A 24,737-nucleotide genomic window follows, 5' to 3' on the forward strand; every position below is an offset into this window, starting at 1 on the left:
CTTCATATCCATCAATGCATGCGACCGTATGCGTCGATCCCGCATAGCGACCGCAAGCACAACCGTCTGTCTAATCTGCGTATGTCGTTATTTTTCATGTACCGCGGGAATCGCCACGCCCGCGTCGATCAGCAGGGTGCGCAACGCGCGGGCATCCTTGAACCGTACGCCGCGAATGCCGGCTTCGTTCGCGCCGACGATGTTCATCGCCTTGTCATCCACGAACAGCGCGCCGGAAGCGTCGATGCCGAACTGTTTTAGAGCGTAATCGTAAATATCGCGGTGCGGTTTGCGCAGTCCCACGTAACCGGACACCACGCGGTCCTCAAGACTGCACAGAATGTCGTAATGGTCGAGCGCCACCGGGAACAGGTCCTTCTGCCAGTTGCTCAAGCCCCATACGTGGACGCCGGCTGCTTTCAGATCGTTGATGAGCACGCGCGCGCCTGGCACCACGCCGGTCAGCGAATCGACGAAATTGTCCAGATAGTACCGCATCATATCGGCCCACTGGTCTCCGTGGCGTTCACGCATCAGAGCCACGCCATCGTCATTGGACATGCCGGCGTCCAGTTCGTTGTTGATGTCGTAGAAGCCGGAAACGTCATTGTCGAGGAACTGTTCCACCAGTCCGTCCGAGTACCGTGGGGTCATCACCGCCGCCGGATCCCAATAGATAAGCACGTTGCCGAAATCGAAGATCACGTCGGTGATCTGCCGGCCGGCGTTCGCAGCGGCGTTGCCGTCGGCCATAAGCACGTCATATTCCATTTGCGGCTCTCCCGGCCAGCCTTTCATGCGTTTCTCCATTCCTAACGTCAACGTCATCAGTCGTTCCAGTGTTTCACGTTGAGGGGACGTCCGTCAGATGCGTTCCTTCGGATCCATCTGGAATCGCAGTTCCCCAGGCTCGCGTGAAGCCACGTGGCGGGCGCTTGCCGAACGCAGCCGCAACGCCAATTCGGCACGTCTGCCCTGTGGGACGCGCACGACTGCTTTGACCCTGTCCGCGGTGCCTTCCAATTCACGTGAATCGATGGTGCGTGGCTGCGGAATCGGCACCGGCCCCAAGACGGACGGCATCGTACCGGCGATCGTGTCGATGGTGGCCATGTCGCCACCGGCCAACGCGCCGATTCGTTTCAACATCGTCCCAACCGCATCTCGTCGGCCCCACACGCAGGCCGCGGCGAATACCGGCGGCAGCGCGGTCTGGGCGCGGTCCTCCACTTCGACTTGGGCAAGCATCGGCGAATTCCACAGCATCAACGATCGTGCGAGCACGGGATCTGTTTCCCCGATCAGCAGCGCCTGTCCTCCACGGGTCCGCGGCGCGCACAGCGACACCGCGCGCATCCATCCGGTCAACGTGTCCACATCGGCGTCGATGCCGGACGCATACAAACTGGTCCACGCGTCGAGGATGGCCACGGCACGGTATTCGCATTGTGCCGGACTCTCCCCGCGCACACGCGGCTCCGCGCCGGGCGTGGCGATGACCAGTTGCGGAGCGAATCCGATATCGGACACGACGCCTCTTGGCTGGCTTGGCGTGGACAGCACCATCGGCACGCCACGGAACAGTCTGGCCAGTTCCATCGCGGTTCCGGCGGCGCCGACCCTGACCACGCGCATGCGCTCGTTATGGCATGTCGGGCATGACCATTGCACGGTGGCGGCGCCGCACCAGCGGCATCGAATCGTTCCGTCCGCCAACCGTTCCAATGGTCCCGTGCAACGCGCGCATCGCACTTGGCGGTGGCATTTCGAGCAGCTTAACGCTTCGGTGATGCCGTCCTGCGGTATGGACAGCAGCACCGGACCGGTTTCCAAAGCTTTGGACAGTATCCGGACCGCGGTGTGTGGCACGCGTGCGCCGATGGTCGGATCGGCGAGTCGTGCCAGCTCGTCGCGATTGAGCCAGCGAATCCATGGAGACGCTTCCTTGGTCACGGCCGGCAACGCGTGTATGGGCGTGCTGAAGCCGCTCACCTGCGTGTCTCCGACGTGCGCCGCGTCGGTTTCCCATTGGCTTTGCGCGCTGCGCGCATTGGCCATCGCGACGAACACGCCGTTATGCGATTTCGCGCGGAGCCGAAGCACACCGCGCGCGTTGGCGTACGGCATCATGCCGTCGGCGTCCTGGTAGCACACGTCATCAAGGATGAGGAACAGCGCGTTGCCTTCCACCGGCGCGTACATGGCGGCGCGCGTGCCCAGCACGCAACGCACTTGTCCGCAGCTGATCGCGAGATATGCCCGGTAACGGTCGGCTGGCGCCATCTGCGCGTTGAGCACCGCGAAATCGCCGTCATAGACGCCGTTCGCGGCCCCAGTCGGAGCGAATGGTTTCAAGCCGACCGACCGTAGGGTCTCAGTCATGTCGGCGATCTCCCGCATGGTCGGCAGCACCAGCACCGCCGGCTTGTTCTGAGCGAGCGCCGCGGCCACCATCCATGCCGCGCAGCGCCGCCAATGGTCGGCACCGGGTAGCAGGTCGAAGACGAACGATTGGAAACGTCTGCCTTGCAGCGCGTCATGCAGCAGATTGATGTTGCCGTATTGACGTTGCAACTGGCCGTATATCTCCTGGTCGACGGCGGCGAGCCGTTGTTTGCCCGCCGCGGTTCCTGCGGCATCGCGATTGCCGACGCGCAGCTGGCTTTCGACTTTTGCCACGCGCGGCGGCACTGCCAGGCGGAGGATATTGGCGCGCGTGCCGCCGAACGCGTCCGCGATGCGCGTCATATCGTCGCGCATGGATTCGGGAACGAGCACACGGTCGGTGACCACACGTTCGATGTAACGTATCGATGATTCGGGTGTGGCGCTGGTATCGGCGCGTTTCCATATGATGCCGTTGACCCGCTGCCCGCCGAAGCGGACGCGCACCATCACGCCGGGTTGGGCGGCCGCAGAGTATTTTTCCTCGACGAAATAGTCGAAGGTCTGTCCCAGATGCGTGGCCTGGATGTCCAGCACCACTTGGGCTATGGGATGTTCGGAGGCTGGCGTTTTGACGGCGGGCGCGCGTTTGCGCCGCTTGCGCGGGGCAAGCCCGTCAAGCGCCAGCTGCTCGGCATCCTCATTGGTCATAATGCAAGGGTAACGCATGCGCCGACGCCTGTTTCATCGTAGGACGTCGGCCGCGTTTTCAAGCCTTGATGGCCTCCTTGAGTTCGTCGACCATGTTGGTGGCTTCCCAAGTGAAGTCGGCATCCTCGCGACCGAAATGGCCGTAGGCCGCGGTCTTGGAGTAGATCGGACGCTTCAGGTCAAGCTCGTCGATGATGGCGGCGGGACGCAGGTCGAACACCTTGCGCACCGCCTGCTGGATCTGCTCGCGGGTCACACCGATCTCGGTGCCGTAGGTCTCCACGTTGATGGACACCGGATCGGCCACGCCGATGGCGTAGGCGACCTGCACCTCGACCTTGTGGGCAAGGCCGGCGGCCACGATGTTCTTGGCCACCCAGCGTGCCGCATAGGCCGCGGAACGATCCACCTTGCTCGGATCCTTGCCGGAGAACGCGCCGCCGCCATGGTGGGCAGCGCCGCCGTAGGTGTCGACGATGATCTTGCGGCCGGTCAGACCGGCGTCGGCTGCCGGACCGCCGAGGATGAACGAGCCGGTCGGATTCACCAGCACGCGGTATTCGTCGTGGGCCACACGGTCGGCGAGCACGTCATCCAGCACCGGACGGATCACATGTTCGGTGAGCTGTTCCTTAAGCCATGTCTGGTCCACTTCCGGGTCGTGCTGGGTGGAGACCAGCACGGTGTCGAGACGCACGGGATGGTCATCGTCGTCGTATTCGATGGTCACCTGCGTCTTGCCATCCGGACGAAGATGCGGCACCTCGCCGCTCTTGCGCACTTCGGCGAGACGATACGCCAGACGGTGCGCCAGATGAATCGGCAACGGCATAAGCACGTCGGTCTCGTCGCACGCATAGCCGAACATCACGCCTTGGTCGCCCGCGCCTTGCGCCTCATACCGCTGTTCACGGGACGCCTTCGACTCCTCCTCGCCACTCAACCGGGCAACGCCCTGGTTGATTTCCGGACTTTGCTCGGTAAGCGACACCGTCACACCGCAGGAATCGGCGTCAAGTCCCACGCGGGAGCTGGTGTAGCCGATATTGCGCACCACGGAGCGCACGATGTTCTGGATGTCGGAATAGCCTTCGCTGGTCACCTCACCGAACACGAAGAACTGTCCGACCGTGGCGCAGGTCTCCACGGCGACATGGGAATGCGGATCCTGCGCGAGCATATCGTCGAGAATCGCATCAGAAATCTGGTCGCAGACCTTATCCGGATGGCCCTCCGTCACCGACTCGGCGGAAATCAACTTCAATTCAGCCATACGGCTGCTCCTTTCGCGAACACCCAACCGTTCGCATCCTGTGATCGCCCACGAAAAACGCCCCGTCCTTCACAGACGCAATCAATAGTTAATTGTTGACTATTCAAAGCGCACCGCTCAGGTATCGGGGCGAATGAAAAATGATGCCAGTCCCTCTATGGGAACCGTGTAGATCAGTTGCCTTCGGTCAGATCGTCCTCACCAAGGGTTTCCTCAAGCAGACCACTGTTGATCTCGCGGAACGCGATGGACAGCGGCTTCTCCTGATTCTGGTATTCCACCAGCGGGCCGACGTTCTGCAGCAGACCCTCATTGAGCTGGGTGAAATAGGAATTGATCTGGCGGGCACGCTTGGCCGCGAAAATGGCCAGAGCGTACTTGGAGTCCGCATGCTCCATCAAATCGTCGATCGGCGGATCCGCAAGACCGGTCGGGGTTGGCTCAGTGCCGAATGCCATAGTGATTATCTCCAAATCATCAGATAAGCCAAAAGCTTCTTTTCCAAAATCATTAGTATAGGCAATCCACTGGACCTCAACCTTGCCTCTCCCACAGGCCTTCTCCACCAGCGTAGTTATCCAACCTGTAAGGGAATCACACGGTTTTCCGAAAATTTCCACATAGTGACTCTTGACAAAACACGTGTCCCGTTTAGCCAGCACAATAGGAGGCATGGAAATGCGATCTGCAAAACTAATGAATGGACGAGTATTCGCGGGCGCTCGCGCCCTCTACCGCGCCGCCGGTGTGGATGGCAAGGATTTCGGCAAGCCGATCATCGCCATCGCCAATTCCTTCGACGAGTTCCTGCCGGGACATGTGCACCTGAACAAAGTGGGCCGTCTGATTTCCGATGCCATCAAGGAAGCCGGCGGCATTCCGCGCGAGTTCAACACGATGGCCGTTGATGACGGCATCGCCATGGGCCACACCGGCATGCTGTACTCCCTGCCGAGCCGCGACATCATCGCCGATACCGTGGAATATCAGGTGAACGCGCACTGCGCCGACGCGCTGATCTGCATCCCGAACTGCGACAAGGTCGTGCCGGGCATGCTGATGGCCGCGCTGCGACTCAACATTCCGACCGTGTTCGTTTCCGGCGGTCCGATGGAGGCCGGCACCACCGTGCTGCCCGACGGCACCGTGAAGAAGAACACCGATCTGATCGACGTGATGTACGCCTCCGCCGATGACAATCTGAACGAAGAGGATCTGCTCGCCTACGAGAAGACCGTCTGCCCGACCTGCGGTTCCTGCGCCGGCATGTTCACCGCCAACTCCATGAACTGCCTGACCGAGGCCATCGGTCTGGCTCTGCCGGGCAACGGCACCATTCTGGCCTCCCATTCCTACCGCAAGGACCTGTTCAAGCGCGCCGCCGAGCAGGTGGTGAAGATCGCCAAGCAGTATTACGACGATGACGACGATTCCGTGCTGCCGCGTTCCATCGCCACCAAGAAGGCTTTCGAGAACGCCATGACCATGGATGTGGCCATGGGCGGTTCCACCAACACCGTGCTGCATATCCTCGCCATGGCGCAGTCCGCCGACGTGGACTTCACACTGGATGACATCGAGCGTATCTCCCACACCGTGCCGTGCATCTGCAAGGCGTCGCCGTCCGGCGAATGGGAGATTTCCGATGTGCACCGCGCCGGCGGCATCACCGGCATCCTCGGCGAGCTTGACCGTGCCGGCAAGCTGCACCGCGACGTGCATTCCATTGATTACAAGTCGTTGGAAGACAAGCTTAACGACTGGGACATCATGCGCGACACCTGCACCGAGGAAGCCAAGCAGATGTATCTGGCCGCTCCGGGCCACATCGTCTCCCCCGAACCGTGGACGCACACCACGCTGTTCGATTCGCTCGATCGTGACCGTGTCAACGGCGCCATCCACGATATCGACCATCCGGCGGTCACCGAAGGCGGTCTGGCCGTGCTGCGCGGCAACCTCGCGCCTGACGGCTGCGTGGTGAAGACCGCAGGCGTGCCGAAGGAGATCTGGACGTTCCGCGGACCGGCGCTGGTCGTCGAATCCCAGGAGCAGGCCATCGAGGTCATCCTCAACGACACGTTGAAGCCGGGCATGGCTCTGGTCATCCGTTACGAAGGCCCGAAGGGCGGTCCGGGCATGCAGGAGATGCTGTACCCGACCTCCTTCGTGAAGGGCAAGGGCATCGGCAAGCAGGTGGCCATGCTCACCGACGGCCGCTATTCCGGAGGTTCTTCCGGTCTGGCGATCGGACACATCGCGCCTGAGGCCGCGAACAAGGGCCCGATCGCTCTGATCAAGAACGGCGACATCATCAACATCGACATTCCGAACCGTACGGTGAACGTCGAGCTTTCCGACGAGGAGCTGGCTCAGCGCCGCGCCGAGCTGGAGGCCGGCGATGGCTATGTCGCCCATCGTGATCGCAAGGTTTCTCAGGCTCTGAAGGCTTACGCCGCCTTCGCCCGCTCCGCTGACAAGGGAGCGACCCGTGATCCGGAGCTGATCGACAAGCTGTCCGGTCTCGCCTGAGACAAACATACGAAAAGGGCCTGCGCGATTTCGTGCAGGCCCTTTTCGTATGCCGGTTTTTATTGGCTGGATAGTCGGATTGACGGATTACAGGCCGAACTCTTCGGCGATGATGTGCCAAAGCTCGTCTGCGGCCTCGTCGACCACGTTATTGACGATGCGTTTGTCGAATTCCGGCGCAGCGGCCAACTCGACCTTGGCGGTCTCAAGCCTTTTGGCCTGCTGTTGAGGGGTTTCGGTGCCACGGCCGATCAGACGACGTTTCAGTTCTTCGAAGGACGGCGGCTCAATGAACACGGTAAGCACTTCGAGGCCGAGTTCCTTCGCGCGCCGTTTGACCGTCCGGGCTCCTTGTAGGTCGATTTCCAAGACCACGGGGATATTGCGTTCCAGATGTTCCACGACTGGTTTCACGGGTGTGCCGTAGTGGGCGAGGCCGAACACGTCGGCGGTTTCGAGAAACTCCCCCGCCTTTTCTTTGGCCAGGAATTCAGGTTCGGTCATGAAGAAATAGTTCACGCCGTCCACTTCGCCCGGACGAGGCTGGCGTGTCGTGGCGGACACCGACAGCCAGATTTCGGGGTGCTGTTCGCGTACGCGCCCCAGAACAGTGCCTTTGCCCACTCCGGCGGGTCCGCAGAGCACAATCAAACGTCCATGTTGAGAATCAGCCATTCCATCCCCACTCTTGGTTATGTCTTGTTTTCCAAAAAGGAAGCTATTCAGAAAAAGAATTTATTCGGCGTCTCCGTCAGCCGCATCATCGGCGCTTTCGTTTTGAGCCTCGGTCAATGCCTGCCGAATATCCCCGGCGACCGACGCGGTGGCTTCGGTCAATTTTGCGATGTCGGGACCGTGCGTGGCGATGGAACGAGATACCGTAACCAGCACATTGCCCTTGGTGCCTTTGAACACGGTCTTCAGATCGCGTGTCTCCGCTCCCTGCCATCCGTAGCCTGGGGAAAGAATCGGTCCGGTGAACTTGGCCGGGTCGACGCCCGAATCGTTGATCCACTGCCCGATGGTGGCGCCGATGATAAGGCCGACGGAACCCATTCCATCATTGCCCTTATTGAATTTCTGAGCAGTGCTGGCGATGCCGTACGCCACTGTTTTGCCCTTGTATTCGCCTGCCTGACGAATCGCCGTCTGCAGGCTGGCGCCTTCCTGGTTGGACGTCAACGATGCGATGAACACGCCCCTGCCGTTGTTGAGCGCGTCATTGATGACGCCTCCCAATGACCGTGCGCCGTAATACGGCAGCAGGGTGATGGCGTCTGCCAGCAATGGCGCGCCCGGCTTGAAATAGGCGTCCGCGAACGCGGAAATCGTGGTCGGCAGGCCGCCATGCAGGCAGTCGACGATGGTGATGACACCCATCTGCCGTGCCGCATAGAGCACGCGTTCAAGCGCGGCGATGCCTTTGGAACCGTACCGCTCGAACATGGAGGACTGGAATTTGACAGCTGCGGCACGGCCATTGGCCGCCTGCAGCATGCGCATGGAATACAGCTCCGCCCCCAACGCGTCGACGTTATAGCCCCAGTCAGTGAGGAGCTGCCGATGCGGGTCGATGCCGACGCACAACGGGCCGTATTTGGCCATTGAATTGCTCAGTCGCAGACCGAAATCCGAACGCTGGGCATTCACTTCCTCACTGCTGGGGCTACTCATCATTAGTCACGGCTTTCCAATTCGAACAGCTGCGTGGAATGATCCTGAATACTCATGATCTGATAATCATTATTGCGCACCGCCTCGATAGCCATCAACACGGCGGAGAATTCCGTCATGGTGGTGAACTGCGGCAGGTCGGCTGCGATAGCCGCCGAACGGATGGCGTAGCCGTCGGAACGGGAACCGCGGGAGTTCGGCGTGTTGAGAATCAGGTCGATCGCGCCTTCCTCGATCAGCTGGACGACGTTCTTGCCGACGCTGCCCTCCGCATGGTAGGTGGTGATCGGGTCGTCTGGATCGGAGTCCATACGCACGCTGATCTTGTCGACGATCTTGGAATCGATGCCGTAGCGGCGCAGCACGGATGCCGTGCCTTCGGTGGCCCAGATGTTGAAGCCGAGCTCGACCAGTCGCGCGGCGAACAGCGGCAGCTGGCGCTTGTCGGTGTCGTTCACGGAGATGAACACGTTGCCGCTGGTCGGCAGGCCGCCTTCGTATGCGGCGAGCTGGCTCTTGGCGAACGCGTGCGGGAAGTCGCGGTCGAAGCCCATGACCTCGCCGGTGGAACGCATTTCCGGTCCGAGCAGCACGTCGACGGTCTTGCCGAGCGGAGTGCGGAATCGCTTGAACGGAAGCACGGATTCCTTGACGGCCACCTGCTGGCCACGATGGATGTCGCCACCGTCGCCGTGGGGCAGGAGCAGGCCGTTGTCACGCTGCTGCTGGATGGTTTCGCCGACCATGATGCGGGCGGCGGCCTTGGCCAGTGCCACACCGGTGGCCTTGGAAGCGAACGGCACGGTACGGGAGGCACGCGGATTGGCCTCGATGACGTACAGAGTGTTGGCCATGAAGGCATACTGCACGTTGATCAGGCCCTGCACGCCACAGCCCTTGGCAATGGCGTAGGTGCCTTCACGCAGACGACGGATCTGGTCATCGGACAGCGTGCTCGGAGGCAGGGTGCAGGCGGCGTCACCGGAATGGACGCCAGCTTCCTCGACGTGCTCCATGATGCCGCCGATATACAGCTCCTCGCCGTCGAACAGCGCGTCGACGTCGATTTCCACGGCATCCTGCAGGAACTTGTCGATGAGCAGCGGCGAAGGCAGACGGCCGGACACGACGGTGTCGGCCTGGGCTTCCTTCAATGCGCGATCGACGTACTTGCGCAATTGGGCGTCGTCGTAGACAATTTCCATGCCACGGCCGCCGAGCACGTAGCTCGGACGGACCAGCACCGGGTATCCGATGGCGTGCGCGGCCTCGCGGGCCTCGTCCAGGCTCAGCGCGGTGCCGTAGCGCGGCGCGTTCATGTCGGCCTTCTTCAGCACCTCGCCGAAGAGCTCACGGTTTTCGGCCAGATCAATGGATTCAGGCGTGGTGCCGAGAATCGGAACGCCTGCGGCCTTCAGTCGGGCGGCCAGGGACAGCGGGGTCTGGCCGCCGAGCTGGACGATGACGCCCTTGATCGGACCCATCTTCTTTTCGGCCTCGTAGATCTCGAGCACGTCTTCGAAGGTGAGCGGCTCGAAATACAGGCGGTCGGACATGTCGTAATCGGTCGACACGGTCTCCGGGTTGCAGTTAACCATGATCGTGTCATAGTTCTTGCCCAGTTCCTGCACGGCGTGCACACAGGTGTAGTCGAACTCGATGCCCTGGCCGATGCGGTTCGGACCGGAGCCGAGGATGATCACGGCCTCGCGGTCGCGAGGACGCAGCTCGGTCTCATCCGCGTAGCAGGAGTAGTAGTACGGGGTTGCCGCGTCGAATTCGGCGGCGCAAGTGTCGACGGTCTTGAACACCGGGCGGAGGTCGTACGACCAACGCAGCTCACGGATGGTGTTCTCGCCCTCGTCTCCCAGACGGCGCAGGTGCGCGATCTGCAGGTCGGACAGGCCGGCGAGCTTCGCCTTCTTCAGCAGCTTCCTGGTGAGCTTCTCCGCGTTCTTGACTTCCAGCGCAGTCTCGTTGATGAGCGCGAACTGGCGGATGAACCACGGGTCGATCTTGGTGGCCGCGAAGATCTGCTCTTCGGTGGCGCCTCCCCACAGGGCACGCTGAATCTGCAGATAACGGTGCTCGGTCGGCACCTTGATGGCGTCGAGCAGCTGGGAAACCTCGTCCTCGGACGGCTTGTCACCATCCCAGTTGAAGCCCATGTGACGCTTGTCGATGGAGCGCATAGCCTTACCAAGCGACTCCTGGAAGTTGCCCGCGAGAGCCATGGCCTCGCCGACGGACTTCATGGAGGTGGTCAGCGTCGGATCGGCGCCCGGGAACTTCTCGAACGCGAAACGCGGCACCTTGGTGACCACGTAGTCGATGGTCGGCTCGAAGCTGGCCGGCGTGGACTGGGTGATGTCGTTCTGGATCTCGTCCAGCGTGTAGCCGAGGGCCAGCTTGGTGGCGATCTTGGCGATCGGGAAGCCTGTGGCCTTGGAAGCCAACGCGGAGGAACGGGACACGCGCGGGTTCATCTCGATGACGATGATACGGCCGGTGTCCGGGTTGACGGCGAACTGGATGTTGCAGCCGCCGGTGTCGACGCCCACGCCACGGATGATGGCGATGCCGATGTCACGCAGCTTCTGGTATTCGCGGTCGGTCAGGGTGAAGACCGGTGCCACGGTGATGGAGTCGCCGGTGTGCACGCCGACCGGGTCGACGTTTTCGATCGGGCAGACGACCACGACATTGTCCTTCTTGTCGCGCATCAGCTCGAGTTCGTATTCCTTCCAGCCTTCGATGCCTTCTTCGATCAGCACCTCGTCGGTCGGGGAATAGTGGATGCCGGCGCCGGCGATGCGGTGCAGCTCGTCTTCGTCGTGCGCGATGCCGGAGCCGAGACCACCCATGGTGAAGCTCGGACGGACCACCAGCGGGTAGCCGAACTTCTCGGCGATCTTGTCGACTTCCTCAAGGGAATGCGCGATGTCGGAGCGGGCGGATTCGGCGCCAGCCTCCTCCACGACCTTCTTGAAGAGTTCGCGGTCCTCGCCACGATCGATGGCGTCAAGGGACGCGCCGATCAGCTCGACGTTGTACTTCTTGAGCACGCCCGCCTCGCCCAGCGCCATGGCCGCGTTCAGCGCGGTCTGTCCGCCCAGCGTCGGCAGCAACGCGTCAGGACGTTCCTTGGCGATGATCTGCTCGAGGATCGGGGTGGAGATCGGCTCGATGTAGGTGGCGTCGGCCATTTCCGGATCGGTCATGATGGTGGCCGGGTTGGAATTGACCAGAATGACCCTAATGCCCTCTTCGCGCAGCACGCGGCAGGCCTGGGTGCCCGAATAATCGAATTCCGCGGCCTGGCCGATCACGATCGGACCGGAGCCGATGACCATCACGGACTTGATGTCTGTGCGCTTAGGCATTGCGGGTTCCCTCCTTGACGGAACGCATGAGATCAACGAAACGATCGAACAGGTATGCGGCATCGTGCGGGCCGGCGGCGGCTTCCGGGTGATATTGCACGGAGAACGCCGGGATATCGACGCACTGCAGGCCTTCGACCACGTTATCGTTCAAATCGATATGGCTGACGAACACCTTGCCGTATTTGCCGTTCTCGAATGGCGCGTCGACGGTTTCGCCGATTGGCGCATCCACGGCGAAGCCATGGTTGTGCGCGGTGATTTCGATTTTGCCGGTGGTCATATCCTTGACCGGCTGGTTGATGCCGCGGTGGCCGAATTTGAGCTTGTACGTGCCGAAGCCGAGCGCGCGGCCCAGCAGCTGGTTGCCGAAGCAGATGCCGAAGAACGGATATCCGGCGTCGAGCACTTGACGCAGCAGATTCACTTCAGGATCGGCCTGTTCCGGGTCGCCCGGACCGTTGGAGAAAAAGACGCCGTCGGGATTGAGGGACTGGAGCTCGTCGAAGGTGATGGTGGACGGCACCACATGCACGCGGCAGCCGCGTTCGGCCATGCGATGCGGGGTCATGGACTTGATGCCCAGATCGACGGCCGCCACGGTGAACAGCGGTTCCTTGCCTTCGAATTCGCCGCAGGGTTCGATGGTATAGGCTTCCTTGGTGCTGACCTCGTCGTAGAGGCTCATGCCCTTCATCTGCGGAGTGGCCTTGACCTCGTCGAGCATGGAGTCGATGGTGCGCAGTTTGCCGTCACCGTCGAGCAGCGCGTCGCCTGAGAAGATGGCCGCGCGCATCACACCGGCGGAACGCAGGTGGCGTACCAGCTTGCGCGTGTCGATATGGCTGATGCCGACGATGTGGTTGGATTCGAGATCGTCGTCAAGGCTGCCGGTGGCGCGCCAGTTGCTCACATTCGGGCTGGGATCGCGCACCACATAGCCTGCGACCCAGATTCTGGAGGATTCCGGATCCTCCCCGTTGATTCCCGTGTCCCCGATGTGCGGGAACGTCTGTACCACGATCTGACGGTCGTAGCTGGGATCGGTAAGCGTTTCCTGGTAGCCGGTCATGCCGGTCGCGAAAACGATCTCCCCGCTGGTCGTGCCGATCGCGCCGTATGGCTCGCCCACATACACCTGTCCGTCTTCGAGAACAAGAACGGCATCCTGAGGGTCAAACATCACGGCTTCGGAATCATACTGGTTCACCAAAACCCCCTTATAGTCAAGGTATTCGTACCAAGGATAGCGGCCGGTTAGGACTCGCGACCCGGCCGAATCGCTTAACTTTCGGCTTTATTCAGCCGAAGGTTCGGTCGGTTGTTCGGCCACTTCAGTGGCTTCCGCATCGGCGCTCACCGCGCTGAGCAGACCATGGATGAACGCCGGCGAATCGTCGTCGCACAGCGTTTTGGCAAGGCTCAACGCCTCATCGATGGCCACCATGTTGGGAACATCATCGTTGAACATGATCTCCCATGCGGCGATGCGCAGGATATTGCGGTCGACGACGCCCATGCGCTTGACCTTCCAACCGGTGGAATGTTCGTCAAGCATGGCGTCGATGGCGGCGATATGCTCCGCCACGCCACGGACGATTTCGATGGCGTAGTCGGGCAGCGGGGTCTGAGCGCCGGGCTGCTCGATGCGCTCAGCAAGAAGGGACAGGATGTCCTGTCCCTTCTCATCCGCTTCATACAACGTGTTCAGAGCCCTCTTGCGAGCGGTGGAACGTGCCATGAAACTTCGCAGTCCTTACTCTCAGTTCTCGCGGCCGAGGTAGGAGCCGTCGGTGGTGTTCACCTTGACCTTCTCGCCTTCGCCGATGAACAGCGGCACCTGGATCTCGGCGCCGGTTTCGACGGTGGCCGGCTTGGTGCCGGCGTTGGAACGGTTGCCCTGCAGGCCCGGCTCGGTGTGGGTGACGGTCAGGACGACGGAAGCCGGCAGCTCGACGGACAGCGGGGTGCCGTCGTGGAAGGACACGACGCAGTCGGTGCCTTCGAGCAGGAACTTGGCCTGGTCGCCGACCAGGGTCTTCGGAATGAAGATCTGGTCGTAGGTGGTCATGTCCATGAAGACGAAGTTGTCGCCGTCTTCATAGGAGTACTGGAGGTTGCGGTTGTCGACGGTTTCGAATTCCATCTTCATGCCCGCGTTGAAGGTCTTGTCGACGATCTTGCCGGAAAGCACGTTCTTGATGGTGGTGCGCACGAAGGCGGGGCCCTTGCCCGGCTTGACGTGCTGGAACTTGATGACGGTCCACAGCTGGCCATCGAGGTTCAGAACAGAACCGTTCTTGATGTCATTGGTAGTCTGTGCCAAATTAACTCACCTATTTCTTCATCTGACGGAAAAGCTTACAAAAAGCCTTGCTCATTATGCCACGGCGTGCATACTTTGGAGCGTTGCCCTTCCATATATAAAGAAACCTCCCTCGGATTCTCATCCTTGGGAGGTTTCTTTAAAACGCTAGTTCAAGCGTGTCTTGATGTCGGGTAGAAACTACTCGATGATCTTGGTGACACGGCCCGAGCCGACGGTGTGGCCGCCTTCACGCACTGCGAAGGTCAGGCCCTCTTCCATAGCGATCGGCTGGATCAGCTCAACGCCGAAGGTAGCGTGATCGCCCGGCTGCACCATCTCAACGCCTTCCGGCAGGGTGATGACGCCGGTGACGTCGGTGGTACGGAAGTAGAACTGCGGACGGTAGTTGGAGAAGAACGGCGAGTGACGGCCGCCTTCGTCCTTGGTCAGCACGTAGACTTCGCCCTCGAACTTGGTGTGCGGGGTCACGGAGCCCGGAGCAGCCAGAACCTGGCCACGCTCGACCTGGTCACGGTTGATGCCGCGGAGCAGCAGACCGGTGTTGTCGCCAGCCTCGCACTCGTCCATCTGCTTGTGGAAGGTCTCGATGGAGGTGACGGTGGTGGTCTGGGTCGGACGGATGCCGACGATCTCGACGTTGGAGTTGACCGGGAGCTTACCACGCTCGACACGGCCGGTCACCACGGTGCCACGGCCGGAGATGGTGAAGACATCTTCGATCGGCATCAGGAACGGCTTGTCCAGATCGTGGACCGGGGTCGGGATGTAGTCATCGACGGCGTCCATGAGCTTCTTGATCTGCTCAACCCACTTCTCGTGGTCCGGAGCGTCATCGTGCAGTGCGCCGTAAGCGGACACGTGGATGACCGGGCAATCGCGATCGAAGCCGTTTTCGTCGAGGAGGTCACGGACCTCTTCCTCAACGAGCTCGATGAGCTCGTCGTCGTCGACCATATCGCACTTGTTCAGAGCGACGAGGATCTTCGGGACGCCCACCTGACGAGCGAGCAGCACGTGCTCGCGGGTCTGAGCCATCGGGCCGTCGGTGGCGGCCACAACGAGGATGGCGCCATCCATCTGAGCGGCGCCGGTGATCATGTTCTTCACGAAGTCGGCGTGGCCCGGGCAGTCGACGTGAGCGTAGTGACGCTTCTCGGTCTGGTACTCGATGTGGGCGATGTTGATGGTGATACCGCGGGCGGCCTCTTCCGGAGCGGAATCGATCTGGTTGAAGTCGTACTCCGGGTTGACATCCGGGTACTCCTCGTGCAGCACCTTGGAGATGGCTGCAGTCAGGGTGGTCTTGCCGTGATCGACGTGGCCGATGGTACCAATGTTAACGTGCGGCTTAGTACGCTCGTACTTTTCCTTTGCCATGTGTTTGTCCTCCTGGACGTCTCGTAGTAAGCCTTGAACTCACTTCAAGGCACTCGCTACATTTTACTGGGTTTGACGGGTTTGTGCCACTTTGGAGCCCGAACCCAGTCAGCGCTACAAAATACTAGCGCTGACTGGAGACAGTTTCCACTTCAGTGGCAGCGCGTGTCACTCGCCGCGCTGGGCCTTGATGATCTCCTCGGAGACGTTCTTCGGAACCTCAGCGTAGGAGTCCATCTGCATGGTGAACATTGCGCGGCCCTGGGTCTTGGAGCGAAGATCGCCGATGTAGCCGAACATCTCGGACAGCGGGACCTTGGCGTCGATGACCTTGACACCGGTGGAGTCGGTCATGGACTGGATGGAACCACGACGTGCGTTGATGTCGCCCATCACATCGCCCATGTACTCTTCCGGAGTACGCACTTCCACGGCCATGATCGGCTCGAGGATGACCGGCTTGGCCTTCGGGGCAGCTTCCTTGAAGCACATGGAACCTGCGATCTTGAAGGCCATTTCGGAGGAATCGACGTCGTGGACCTGGCCGTCGGTGACGGTAGCCTTGACGCCAACCACCGGGAAGCCGGCGAGGATGCCGGATTCCATGGCTTCCTGCACGCCAGCATCGATGGAAGGAATGAATTCCTTGGTGATGTGGCCGCCGGTGACTTCGTTGACGAACTCGTAGGTCTCGCCGTTCTCGGTGTCGAGCGGCTCGAAGTTCATCAGGACCTTTGCGAACTGGCCGGAACCACCGGTCTGCTTCTTGTGCGTGTATTCCTGGTTCATGACGGCCTTGCGGATCGTCTCGCGGTATGCAACCTGCGGGTTACCGACGTTGCACTCCACCTTGAATTCACGACGCATACGGTCGACGATGATGTCGAGCTGCAGCTCGCCCATGCCGGAGATCAGGGTCTGGCCGGACTCTTCGTCGGTCTTCACCTGGAAGGTCGGATCCTCGTCGGACAGCTTCGCCAGAGCGATGCTCATCTTCTCCTGGTCGGCCTTGGTCTTCGGCTCCACGGCCACCTCGATCACAGGATCCGGGAAGGTCATGGATTCGAGGGAGATCGGGGACTTCTCGTCGCACAGGGTATCACCGGTGGTGACGTTCTTCAGACCCACGAAGGTGTAGATGTTGCCGGCTTCGGCGGCATCCACCGGGTTCTCCTTGTCGGCGTGCATCTGGAAGATCTTGCCGACGCGTTCCTTCTTCTCCTTGGTGGAGTCGAGGACGGTGTCGCCCGGCTTGACGGAACCGGAGTACACGCGCACGAACACGAGCTTGCCGTAGAACGGGTGGGTGGAGATCTTGAAGACCAGTGCGGAGAACGGATCATCGGTGGTCGGCTTGCGGTCGATCTCGATGGACTCGTCCTGCGGGTCGAAGCCGACGATGGACGGAACGTCCTCCGGGCTCGGCAGGTAGTCGACGACGGCGTCCAGCATCGGCTGCACACCCTTGTCCTTGAAGGCGGAGCCGCAGAGCACCGGGTAGGCCTCACGGTTGATGGTGAGCTTGCGGATGCCGGCGCGGATCTCGTCCTCGGTCAGTTCGCCGGACTCGAGGTACTTCTCAAGCAGCTCCTCGTCGGACTCGGCGACCTGGTCGAGCAGCTCGGAACGATACTGCTCAGCCTTGTCCTGCAGGTCGGCCGGGATGTCGGTGGTGTCGTAGTGGGCACCCAGATCGCCGGAAACGTCGTTCCAGACGTAGGCCTTCATGCGGATAAGGTCGACGACGCCGGCGAAGTCGTTCTCAGCGCCGATCGGCAGCTGGACGACCAGCGGGGTCGCGCCCAGCTTGGTCTTGATGGTGTCGACGGAGTAGTAGAAGTCAGCGCCGAGCTTATCCATCTTGTTGATGAAGCAGATACGCGGAACGCCGTACTTGTCAGCCTGACGCCACACGGTCTCGGACTGCGGCTCCACGCCTTCCTTGCCATCGAACACGGCGACAGCACCATCGAGCACACGCAGGGAGCGCTCCACCTCGGCCGTGAAGTCCACGTGGCCAGGGGTATCGATGATGTTGATCTGGAACTTCTGCTTCTCGTCATGGGTCTGACGGTTCCAGAAGCAGGTGGTAGCAGCGGACTGAATGGTGATGCCGCGCTCCTGCTCCTGAGCCATGAAGTCCATCGTCGAGGCGCCATCGTGGGTCTCGCCGATCTTGTAGTTCTTACCGGTGTAGAACAGAATACGCTCGGTGGTAGTGGTCTTACCGGCATCGATGTGAGCCATGATGCCGATGTTACGGATCTGGTTGAGATCATTGAGCACGTCTAGTGCCATGATTGTTCCTTAACTCTCGTTCTCGACTAATTACCAGCGGTAATGAGCGAAGGCCTTGTTGGCCTCTGCCATCTTATGAGTATCCTCGCGGCGCTTGACAGAAGCACCGAGGCCGTTGGAGGCATCGAGGATTTCGTTGGCCAGACGCTCAGCCATGGTCTTCTCGCGACGGGCGCGGGAGAAGTCGGTGAGCCAGCGCAGAGACAGCGTGTTGGCGCGGCCCGGCTTCACTTCGACCGGGACCTGGTAGGTAGCGCCACCGACACGGCGGGAGCGAACCTCGAGGGACGGACGGATGTTGTCCAGAGCGCGCTTGAGAACGGCGACCGGCTCCTGGTCGGTCTTCTCCTTGACCATGTCGAGAGCGCTGTAGACGATGTCCTCGGCGATTGACTTCTTGCCGTCAAGCAGAATCTTGTTGATGAGCTGTGCCACAACGGTGGAACCGTAGATCGGATCCGGCAGCAGCTGATGCTTCTTGGAAGGTCCTTTACGTGACATATCTCTTACTTCGCCTTCTTTGCTCCGTACAGGGAACGACCCTGCTTGCGATCCTTCACACCCTGGGTATCGAGGGCGCCACGAACGATGTGGTAACGAACACCCGGCAGATCCTTGACACGGCCGCCGCGAACGAGCACGATGGAGTGCTCCTGCAGGTTGTGGCCTTCGCCCGGGATGTATGCGGTGACTTCCACACCGGAGCTCAGGCGCACACGGGCGACCTTACGCAGTGCCGAGTTCGGCTTCTTCGGGGTGGTGGTGTAAACACGGGTGCACACGCCACGACGCAGCGGGCTTCCCTTCAGTGCCAAAGTCTTGGACTTCTTCGGCTTTGCCTGACGTCCCTTACGGACGAGCTGTTCAATAGTAGGCAACTTGAATTCTCCGATTCAGTGGTTTCTCTTGTTTTCGTGTGACCGCCGCACTGCACCCACACTCCACGACACTGAATCGTAAAGATAGCCACAGTCCACCGGCCCGATGGCCCGTCCCTCTCTCACCGCCGCATTGCTGCGCGTGATGCAATCGAGTTCCGGGATATCCCAACCCGCACGCCTGTTACATAAGGCATGCCGTTGGCACACACAAATTACCAGTATACAGGTCTGCCGGACAATGCTGGATAATCGTGTCGCGACAGCAACGGCCGTTATACGAAGAGTGGCTCCGACGCCATCCTGGCATCGGAGCCACTCTCCCACGCGCCACCTTGCGCGCATCGCTTCAAACCTCTGAGTCTTTTCATAACCCCATGCGGCCCGGCGCCCTCGCCGTACTGCCTATGCCGCCATCTCGAATCGCTATATTCGGTTGTTCTTCAGTTATATCTTGAAGGCGTTGCGCATGGGCCTCACGGCCATCGGCGCCTCATTGCGACCTGACGAATTCTCGACCGATCTGCAACTCCGGCCTTCACCTTTAGTATACCGCAAACGAACATATGACACGGGGCAAAACACCCCTAAATCCCAATATTTTCAATACTTAACCGAACTTCAGCGCAAAGCAACACAATCTAACATCGCCATGGAAAAACAGGTCAAAACAGAACAGCCTCTGAACCGTTCTGTACGGTTCAGAGGCTGCCTGACCGATGCCACGAATCACATTCAGGCGTTGACCGTTTCCTCGGACTCATCCTTGACGGCGTCCCCGGCTTCCGAAGCCTTGGCCGCGGAACCCTTCTCGCCATTGTCGGAATCCGGGTGGATCTGATGCTTGTCATCGTGCTCGCGCCACCAGCTGGACAGCACCGAACCGGAGATGTTGTGCCATACGCTGAAGAAGGTGGACGGCACGGCGGCAAGCGGGTTGGACGCGAAGGAGCTCAGGGCCAGCGTGGCGCCCAAAGCGGAATCCTGCATGCCGACCTCGAAGGTGATGGCCTTCTGCTGCGCGTAGCGGAAGCCCTTCGGATACACCTTGTACATGAGCTTGGAGAAGCCGAAGCCCAGCGCGTAGCCGCACAGGTTGTGCAGGATGACCACCGGGATGGCAAGCAGCGAGGATGCCACGAACAGCTTCGAACCATTGGCTGCGACCACGACGCCGATGATGAGCAGGATGGCGACCTGGGACACGATCGGCAGCGCCACCGTGACCTTCTCGATCTTCTCCTTGAAGATGGCGTGGCAGATCACACCGAGCGCGATCGGGAACAGCACCACCTTGACCGCGTTGAGGAACAGGGACTCGACCGGCACGGTCACATACTGGGAGGCGAGCCACTGCATCAGCAGAGGAATCATGAACGGCGCGCACAGCGTGGACAGGATGCCGATGGACACGTCAAGCGCCACGTCGCCACGGCTCAGATAGCTCATCACGTTGGATGAGGTGCCGGACGGGCAGCAGCCGACCAGAATCACGCCCACGGCAAGCGGGCCGTCGAGACGGAAGATCCAGCACAGCAGCACGGCCACCAACGGCATGATCACGAAGTGGGCCACCGTGCCGACGACGACCATCAGCGGCTGGGTGAGGATACGTTTGAAATCGTCGAGCGTCAGCGTCAGGCCCATGCCGAACAGCACGATGCCCAGGAAGTATCCGGTGTAGGACTTGCCCCACAGGCTGGTTTGCGGCACGAAGTAGTTGAACACGGCCCATACGATCACGATCACGGTGAACCATTTGGTGAGCCAATCACCAAACGCCTTGATCTTCTGCATTATCGTTTCCTCTTTTCTCAATCACGTTTCCATGGAAGTCATTTCCGGGGAAAACAAAACGGGACCGGCTTTCCGCCGACCCCGTCGTGACATCTTCCGTTGGAATTGCCTACAAATCAGGCACCCACCCATCAAGTGCGTAACATTCCGTTCACATAATGAACATCACTTGACGGCCGGAAGCGCAACACGCCGACGCGCGCACATCCAAAAAATCGTGTATAGTATCCATTCGTTGCGCTTCCGCATGGAAGTGAGAACATGGTGGCTATAGCTCAGTTGGTAGAGCATCTGATTGTGGTTCAGAAGGTCGCGCGTTCGAGCCGCGTTAGCCACCCCGGTGAAACCTCGGAAGAAATTCCGAGGTTTTTTGCTATCCGCGGCGGCCGAACGCGCGGAACCAGACTTTCCCGATCGCAAGCAACCCACAACAAAAGGAACGACCATGCTGTCTTTCGAAAACGACTACTCCTGCGCCGCGACGCCGGAAATCATCGCCCGTCTCGCCGAAACCGCGACCAACCAGTATCCCGGCTACGGCACCGACGACGTCTGCGAAAGCGCCAAAGCCAAAATCCGCGAGGCCTGCGCATGCCCGGACGCCGAAATCTTCTTCCTCGTCGGCGGCACTCAGACCAACCAGGTCGTCATCGACGCCATCACCCCACCGTATGCGGGCGTGGTGGCGGCCACCACCGGACATGTGAACGTGCATGAGGCGGGCGCTATCGAATTCACCGGCCACAAAGTGCTCACGCTCCCCCACCATGACGGCAAAATCGACGCGGATGAACTCGACGAATACTGCGCCACGTTCTACGCGGACGGCAACTACACGCATATGGTGTTCCCCGGCTGCGTGTACATTTCGCAGGCCACCGAATACGGCACGCTGTACACGCTGGCCGAGCTCGAGGCGATCCGCAAGGTCTGCACGAAGTACGACATGCCGTTGTTCATCGACGGCGCGCGTCTCGGCTACGCGCTGACCGCCTCCGGCAACGACGTGACGATCGAGGACATCGCGCGTCTCGCCGACGTGTTCTATATCGGCGGCACCAAGGTGGGCGCGATGTTCGGAGAGGCCGTGGTGTTCACGCACGGCAACATGCCGAAGCATTTCGTGACGATCGTCAAGCAGCATGGCGCGCTGCTGGCCAAGGGATGGCTGCTGGGACTGCAGTTCGACACGTTGTTCACCGACGGCCTGTACCTGCGCATCGCCCGCCACGCCAACGATGCCGCGGACCGTATCCGCAAGGTGCTGGTGGAACGTGGCTACACGCTGACTTTCGATGCGCCGACCAACCAGATCTTCGTCACGCTCGACAACGAGATCTCCGAACGTCTGCAACGCGACGTCCGTCTCGGCTTCACGGAAAAGGCGGACGACACGCATACCGTGATGCGCATCTGCACCAGCTGGGCCACGACCGACGAGCAGGTGGACGAGCTGGTCGCACTGCTGTAAAAGACAGTCCGCAAAACAAGGAAAGCCGGGAAATCGCTCCCGGCTTTTCGCTTATGTATAACGATTGTATTGCGATTGCGGCAGGCGCCATTCAGCGACGGTTATCGGCGATCGCCTCACGTTCCATCGCGACGAACTTACGTACGGACGATTCCACCGAATAATTGGTTTTCGTATGTTTGGCGTAGGTGCCGCCCCACTTGGCGAGCTGCGCCGGATGGTCGATCCACCAGTCGATACGACGGGCCAGCGCGTCCACATCGTCCACGGGGAACAACGATTCGTCCAGCAGCGCGAACTGGCCGGCCGCGCTCAGCGACGACGAGGCAATCACCGGCACCAGACCGGCGGCCATGCCTTCGATGACACTCACCGATTCGAGATCGGCGATCGACGGATGCACCAGCAGATCGCCGGAACGCAGCAACGCCGGCATGTCGGCATTCCGGTGGAATCCGATCGAAGCCGGACGAGACAACAGCCGTCCGGCCATACGCTGCAACCTCTTCTTAAGCGGCCCGGTGCCGGCGATCACCAATTCGATGTCCTGCGCGTGACGGCAGCGGGCGATCGCCCGGATCAACGCGACATGGTTCTTCTCATTGGTCAGTCGTCCCGACGCGACGATACGGAACGGCACCGGCGACGGCTCGTCCGCCTTGCGCTGCCGCTTCGGCGTGAACCGCGATTCGTAGCCGTTGGAGATGACATGCAGCTTCGACTTGTATCCATGCGAGCGCAGCAGGCTCGCACCCAATTCGGTCGGCACATGCACATGGTCGATCTTGCGGTACAGCCATATGTCGAACAGCCAGTAGATGAACGAGTCGATGCCGGGCACATATTTCAAAGGCCCCGCGGAATACGTGACGTTCTCCGGCTGCACGTGGTAGCCGGCCGTAACGGCGATGCCCATCTGTTTGGCGACCTTGCAGGCATGCTGGCCGAAACGGAACGGCGTGTAGATATGCACCACGTCCACACCATCGAACGCCTTGCGAAACAGCGTGTCGCTCGGCTCGGCGAACTGCATCTGCTGCTTCTTCGCCACCCAGCTGACCAACGGCACATGATTGACGCGCGCGGGATATTCGGGCGCGCCGATGCCCACCAAACGGACATGATGCCCCTGGCGCTCCAGCTCCTGCGCCCACTGCAACGCCGAATTCGAGGTGCCATTGCCCCGATTCCCCGACGTGTCGACCACCATGGCAATGGTCAGGGGGGGTTGCGTTTCATTCTTCTCATTCTCGGACATGCGTTCCATCCTACGCCGATGGCACAATAGAAGTCATGACTGAAGAGAATCGTGCCCTCGGCACTCCGCTTGGCAAGCATCCGACCCGTGTTCTGTTCCTTGGCTCCGGCGAGCTGGGCAAGGAAGTCACCATCGAACTGATGAGACTCGGCGCATGGGTGTGCGCGGCCGATTCCTACGCCGGCGCGCCGGCACAACAGGTGGCGCACGAATACCGCGTGCTCGACATGGCCAACGCGGACCAGCTGCGCGCGCTGTTCGACGAAATCCAGCCGGACATCATCGTGCCGGAAGTCGAAGCGATAGCCACTTCCGAGCTTGCGGCCGCCGCAGCACGTGGCGCGCAGGTGGTGCCGAGCGCCGAAATCGCGGCGATCTGCATGGATCGCGAACGCCTGCGCGTGCTCGCACACGAGGAACTGGGACTGCCGACCACCCCGTACCGTTTCGCCGGCTCTCTGGAAGAACTACGTGAGGGCGCGCAAATCGTCGGCTATCCATGCGTGGTCAAGCCGATCATGAGCTCCTCCGGCCACGGACAGTCCGTGGTACGTTCCACGGAAGCGATCGACGCGGCTTGGACCGAAGCGCAGGAAGGCCGCCGCGCACACGACGAAGGCGACGTGTCACGCGTGATCGTGGAGGCGCTCGCTCCACTCGACTACGAGCTGACCGTACTGACCGTCAGCTCCAGCGCCGGCATCGTGACCTGCGCTCCAATCGGACAACGTCAGGAAAACGGCGACTACCGCGAATCCTGGCAGCCGGCCACCTTCACGCCGGACGTGCTCGAACAGGCCCAGCACATCGCACGAACCGCCGTGGAAGGTCTGGTGGCGAAGGCCAAGGCATCCGGCGAAAAAGGCTGGGGCGTGTTCGGCGTCGAACTGTTCGTGCTGACCGACGGAAACGTGCTGTTCAACGAGGTCTCCCCTCGTCCGCACGATACCGGCATGGTCACCATGGCTTCCCAGCGATTGAGCGAATTCGCATTGCACGCGCGCGCGATCCTCGGCCTGCCGATCACACAGGAACATGTCGCCCTGTCGATTCCGCAAGGCACCGTCGCGGCAAGCCATGCGATCGTCGTCCAGGGCGATGGCGAAGCGGAATTCCGCAACGTCGCCGCCGCGCTCGCCGAACCGGGTACCGACCTGCGTATCTTCGCGAAGCCGGAAGTGCATGGGCACCGACGCATGGCAGTCGCGCTGGCCATCGGCGGCAACGAGGCGGATGCGCGCGCCAAAGCCGGGAACGTGGCCGAATCGCTCGACATCGCAATCGTTTGACGGCTATCGCCGGATGCTGAGACGAGGCTGCCGGAACGCGCCCAAAAGTCGCGCGATTGTAGCCTCCCGTTGGTATCTTGTT

At 60.9% G+C, this 24,737-nt stretch carries 19 protein-coding genes and 1 tRNA gene; 4 read left to right on the plus strand and 16 right to left on the minus strand.

Annotated features, from left to right (window positions below; genetic code table 11):
• Positions 1 to 87: 87 nt before the first annotated feature.
• The 4 genes from KSX58_RS07035 to rpoZ form a co-directional block, all read right to left on the minus strand.
• The gene (locus KSX58_RS07035; RefSeq protein ID WP_011742985.1) at positions 88 to 798 is read right to left on the minus strand and encodes an HAD family phosphatase; all 711 of its coding nucleotides are present in this window, start codon (positions 796 to 798) and stop codon (positions 88 to 90) included.
• A gap of 66 nt (positions 799 to 864) precedes the next feature.
• Complete coding sequence (locus KSX58_RS07040; RefSeq protein ID WP_217735663.1) at positions 865 to 3,096, minus strand: primosomal protein N'; 2,232 nt, start codon at positions 3,094 to 3,096, stop codon at positions 865 to 867.
• Between the two features lie 58 nt (positions 3,097 to 3,154).
• Positions 3,155 to 4,369: a methionine adenosyltransferase gene (metK, locus tag KSX58_RS07045; RefSeq protein ID WP_033499182.1), complete on the minus strand. Its 1,215-nt coding sequence runs from the start codon at positions 4,367 to 4,369 to the stop codon at positions 3,155 to 3,157.
• A 173-nt stretch (positions 4,370 to 4,542) separates the two neighbouring features.
• Entirely contained in the window at positions 4,543 to 4,827 is a 285-nt protein-coding gene (gene rpoZ / locus KSX58_RS07050) for a DNA-directed RNA polymerase subunit omega (protein ID WP_011742982.1), read from the minus strand.
• 214 nt (positions 4,828 to 5,041) lie between these two features.
• On the opposite strand from rpoZ, the gene ilvD reads away from it, so the two are divergent.
• Positions 5,042 to 6,901: a dihydroxy-acid dehydratase gene (ilvD, locus tag KSX58_RS07055; protein ID WP_003808620.1), complete on the plus strand. Its 1,860-nt coding sequence runs from the start codon at positions 5,042 to 5,044 to the stop codon at positions 6,899 to 6,901.
• 87 nt (positions 6,902 to 6,988) lie between these two features.
• Here the strand turns inward: ilvD and gmk are convergent, their stop codons facing one another.
• The 11 genes from gmk to KSX58_RS07105 form a co-directional block, all read right to left on the minus strand.
• Complete coding sequence (gene gmk, locus KSX58_RS10475; protein WP_003808618.1) at positions 6,989 to 7,576, minus strand: guanylate kinase; 588 nt, start codon at positions 7,574 to 7,576, stop codon at positions 6,989 to 6,991.
• 60 nt (positions 7,577 to 7,636) lie between these two features.
• Positions 7,637 to 8,575 (minus strand): orotidine-5'-phosphate decarboxylase, encoded by a 939-nt coding sequence (pyrF, locus tag KSX58_RS10480; RefSeq protein ID WP_117320337.1) that lies wholly within the window; start codon positions 8,573 to 8,575, stop codon positions 7,637 to 7,639.
• A gap of 2 nt (positions 8,576 to 8,577) precedes the next feature.
• On the minus strand, positions 8,578 to 11,958 hold the full coding sequence (gene carB, locus KSX58_RS07065) for a carbamoyl-phosphate synthase large subunit (protein ID WP_038444281.1): 3,381 nt from the start codon (positions 11,956 to 11,958) through the stop codon (positions 8,578 to 8,580).
• A complete protein-coding gene (carA, locus tag KSX58_RS07070) occupies positions 11,951 to 13,168 on the minus strand; it encodes a glutamine-hydrolyzing carbamoyl-phosphate synthase small subunit (RefSeq protein ID WP_021913950.1) in 1,218 nt (405 codons plus the stop codon). The genes carB and carA overlap by 8 nt, the downstream gene beginning before the upstream one ends.
• 87 nt (positions 13,169 to 13,255) lie before the next feature.
• Positions 13,256 to 13,699, minus strand: coding sequence for a transcription antitermination factor NusB (gene nusB, locus KSX58_RS07075; RefSeq protein ID WP_003808612.1), 444 nt, complete (start codon positions 13,697 to 13,699; stop codon positions 13,256 to 13,258).
• Between the two features lie 21 nt (positions 13,700 to 13,720).
• Entirely contained in the window at positions 13,721 to 14,284 is a 564-nt protein-coding gene (gene efp, locus KSX58_RS07080) for an elongation factor P (RefSeq protein ID WP_003808611.1), read from the minus strand.
• Positions 14,285 to 14,464: 180 nt separating this feature from the next.
• Positions 14,465 to 15,664, minus strand: coding sequence for an elongation factor Tu (gene tuf / locus KSX58_RS07085; protein WP_003808607.1), 1,200 nt, complete (start codon positions 15,662 to 15,664; stop codon positions 14,465 to 14,467).
• Between the two features lie 168 nt (positions 15,665 to 15,832).
• Positions 15,833 to 17,962: an elongation factor G gene (gene fusA / locus KSX58_RS07090; protein ID WP_003808605.1), complete on the minus strand. Its 2,130-nt coding sequence runs from the start codon at positions 17,960 to 17,962 to the stop codon at positions 15,833 to 15,835.
• Positions 17,963 to 17,992: 30 nt separating this feature from the next.
• Positions 17,993 to 18,463, minus strand: coding sequence for a 30S ribosomal protein S7 (gene rpsG / locus KSX58_RS07095; RefSeq protein ID WP_003808603.1), 471 nt, complete (start codon positions 18,461 to 18,463; stop codon positions 17,993 to 17,995).
• Between the two features lie 5 nt (positions 18,464 to 18,468).
• Positions 18,469 to 18,840 carry a 30S ribosomal protein S12 gene (rpsL, locus tag KSX58_RS07100; protein ID WP_003808601.1) on the minus strand — a complete coding sequence of 124 codons (372 nt, stop codon included), beginning with the start codon at positions 18,838 to 18,840 and terminating at the stop codon, positions 18,469 to 18,471.
• A 735-nt stretch (positions 18,841 to 19,575) separates the two neighbouring features.
• Positions 19,576 to 20,637, minus strand: coding sequence for a bile acid:sodium symporter family protein (locus tag KSX58_RS07105; protein WP_003808596.1), 1,062 nt, complete (start codon positions 20,635 to 20,637; stop codon positions 19,576 to 19,578).
• A 264-nt stretch (positions 20,638 to 20,901) separates the two neighbouring features.
• Between KSX58_RS07105 and KSX58_RS07110 the strand changes: the two genes are divergently transcribed.
• Together KSX58_RS07110 and KSX58_RS07115 are read left to right on the plus strand one after the other, a co-directional pair.
• Positions 20,902 to 20,974: transfer RNA gene (locus KSX58_RS07110), tRNA-His, on the plus strand.
• 108 nt (positions 20,975 to 21,082) lie between these two features.
• Positions 21,083 to 22,108, plus strand: coding sequence for a low specificity L-threonine aldolase (locus KSX58_RS07115; protein ID WP_085461834.1), 1,026 nt, complete (start codon positions 21,083 to 21,085; stop codon positions 22,106 to 22,108).
• 91 nt (positions 22,109 to 22,199) lie between these two features.
• Here the strand turns inward: KSX58_RS07115 and KSX58_RS07120 are convergent, their stop codons facing one another.
• Positions 22,200 to 23,366 (minus strand): glycosyltransferase, encoded by a 1,167-nt coding sequence (locus tag KSX58_RS07120; protein WP_046999114.1) that lies wholly within the window; start codon positions 23,364 to 23,366, stop codon positions 22,200 to 22,202.
• A gap of 35 nt (positions 23,367 to 23,401) precedes the next feature.
• Here KSX58_RS07120 and purT point away from each other — a divergent pair, with 35 nt between their 5' ends.
• Positions 23,402 to 24,655 (plus strand): formate-dependent phosphoribosylglycinamide formyltransferase, encoded by a 1,254-nt coding sequence (gene purT, locus KSX58_RS07125; RefSeq protein ID WP_217752057.1) that lies wholly within the window; start codon positions 23,402 to 23,404, stop codon positions 24,653 to 24,655.
• Positions 24,656 to 24,737: the final 82 nt, after the last annotated feature.

It is taken from the genome of Bifidobacterium sp. MSK.17.10 (assembly GCF_019129655.1).
Classification (GTDB): domain Bacteria; phylum Actinomycetota; class Actinomycetes; order Actinomycetales; family Bifidobacteriaceae; genus Bifidobacterium; species Bifidobacterium adolescentis.

Excerpts from the sequence above, each read along its gene's own strand:
- rpsG (WP_003808603.1), bottom strand. The coding sequence starts at position 18,463 with ATGTCACGTAAAGGACCTTCCAAGAAGCATCAGCTGCTGCCGGATCCG.
- metK (WP_033499182.1), bottom strand. The coding sequence starts at position 4,369 with ATGGCTGAATTGAAGTTGATTTCCGCCGAGTCGGTGACGGAGGGCCAT.
- purT (WP_217752057.1), top strand. The coding sequence starts at position 23,402 with ATGACTGAAGAGAATCGTGCCCTCGGCACTCCGCTTGGCAAGCATCCG.
- rpoZ (WP_011742982.1), bottom strand. The coding sequence starts at position 4,827 with ATGGCATTCGGCACTGAGCCAACCCCGACCGGTCTTGCGGATCCGCCG.
- KSX58_RS07120 (WP_046999114.1), bottom strand. The coding sequence starts at position 23,366 with ATGTCCGAGAATGAGAAGAATGAAACGCAACCCCCCCTGACCATTGCC.
- gmk (WP_003808618.1), bottom strand. The coding sequence starts at position 7,576 with ATGGCTGATTCTCAACATGGACGTTTGATTGTGCTCTGCGGACCCGCC.
- carB (WP_038444281.1), bottom strand. The coding sequence starts at position 11,958 with ATGCCTAAGCGCACAGACATCAAGTCCGTGATGGTCATCGGCTCCGGT.
- KSX58_RS07040 (WP_217735663.1), bottom strand. The coding sequence starts at position 3,096 with ATGACCAATGAGGATGCCGAGCAGCTGGCGCTTGACGGGCTTGCCCCG.
- tuf (WP_003808607.1), bottom strand. The coding sequence starts at position 15,664 with ATGGCAAAGGAAAAGTACGAGCGTACTAAGCCGCACGTTAACATTGGT.
- ilvD (WP_003808620.1), top strand. The coding sequence starts at position 5,042 with ATGGAAATGCGATCTGCAAAACTAATGAATGGACGAGTATTCGCGGGC.
- fusA (WP_003808605.1), bottom strand. The coding sequence starts at position 17,962 with ATGGCACTAGACGTGCTCAATGATCTCAACCAGATCCGTAACATCGGC.
- KSX58_RS07035 (WP_011742985.1), bottom strand. The coding sequence starts at position 798 with ATGAAAGGCTGGCCGGGAGAGCCGCAAATGGAATATGACGTGCTTATG.
- nusB (WP_003808612.1), bottom strand. The coding sequence starts at position 13,699 with ATGGCACGTTCCACCGCTCGCAAGAGGGCTCTGAACACGTTGTATGAA.
- pyrF (WP_117320337.1), bottom strand. The coding sequence starts at position 8,575 with ATGAGTAGCCCCAGCAGTGAGGAAGTGAATGCCCAGCGTTCGGATTTC.
- KSX58_RS07105 (WP_003808596.1), bottom strand. The coding sequence starts at position 20,637 with ATGCAGAAGATCAAGGCGTTTGGTGATTGGCTCACCAAATGGTTCACC.
- KSX58_RS07115 (WP_085461834.1), top strand. The coding sequence starts at position 21,083 with ATGCTGTCTTTCGAAAACGACTACTCCTGCGCCGCGACGCCGGAAATC.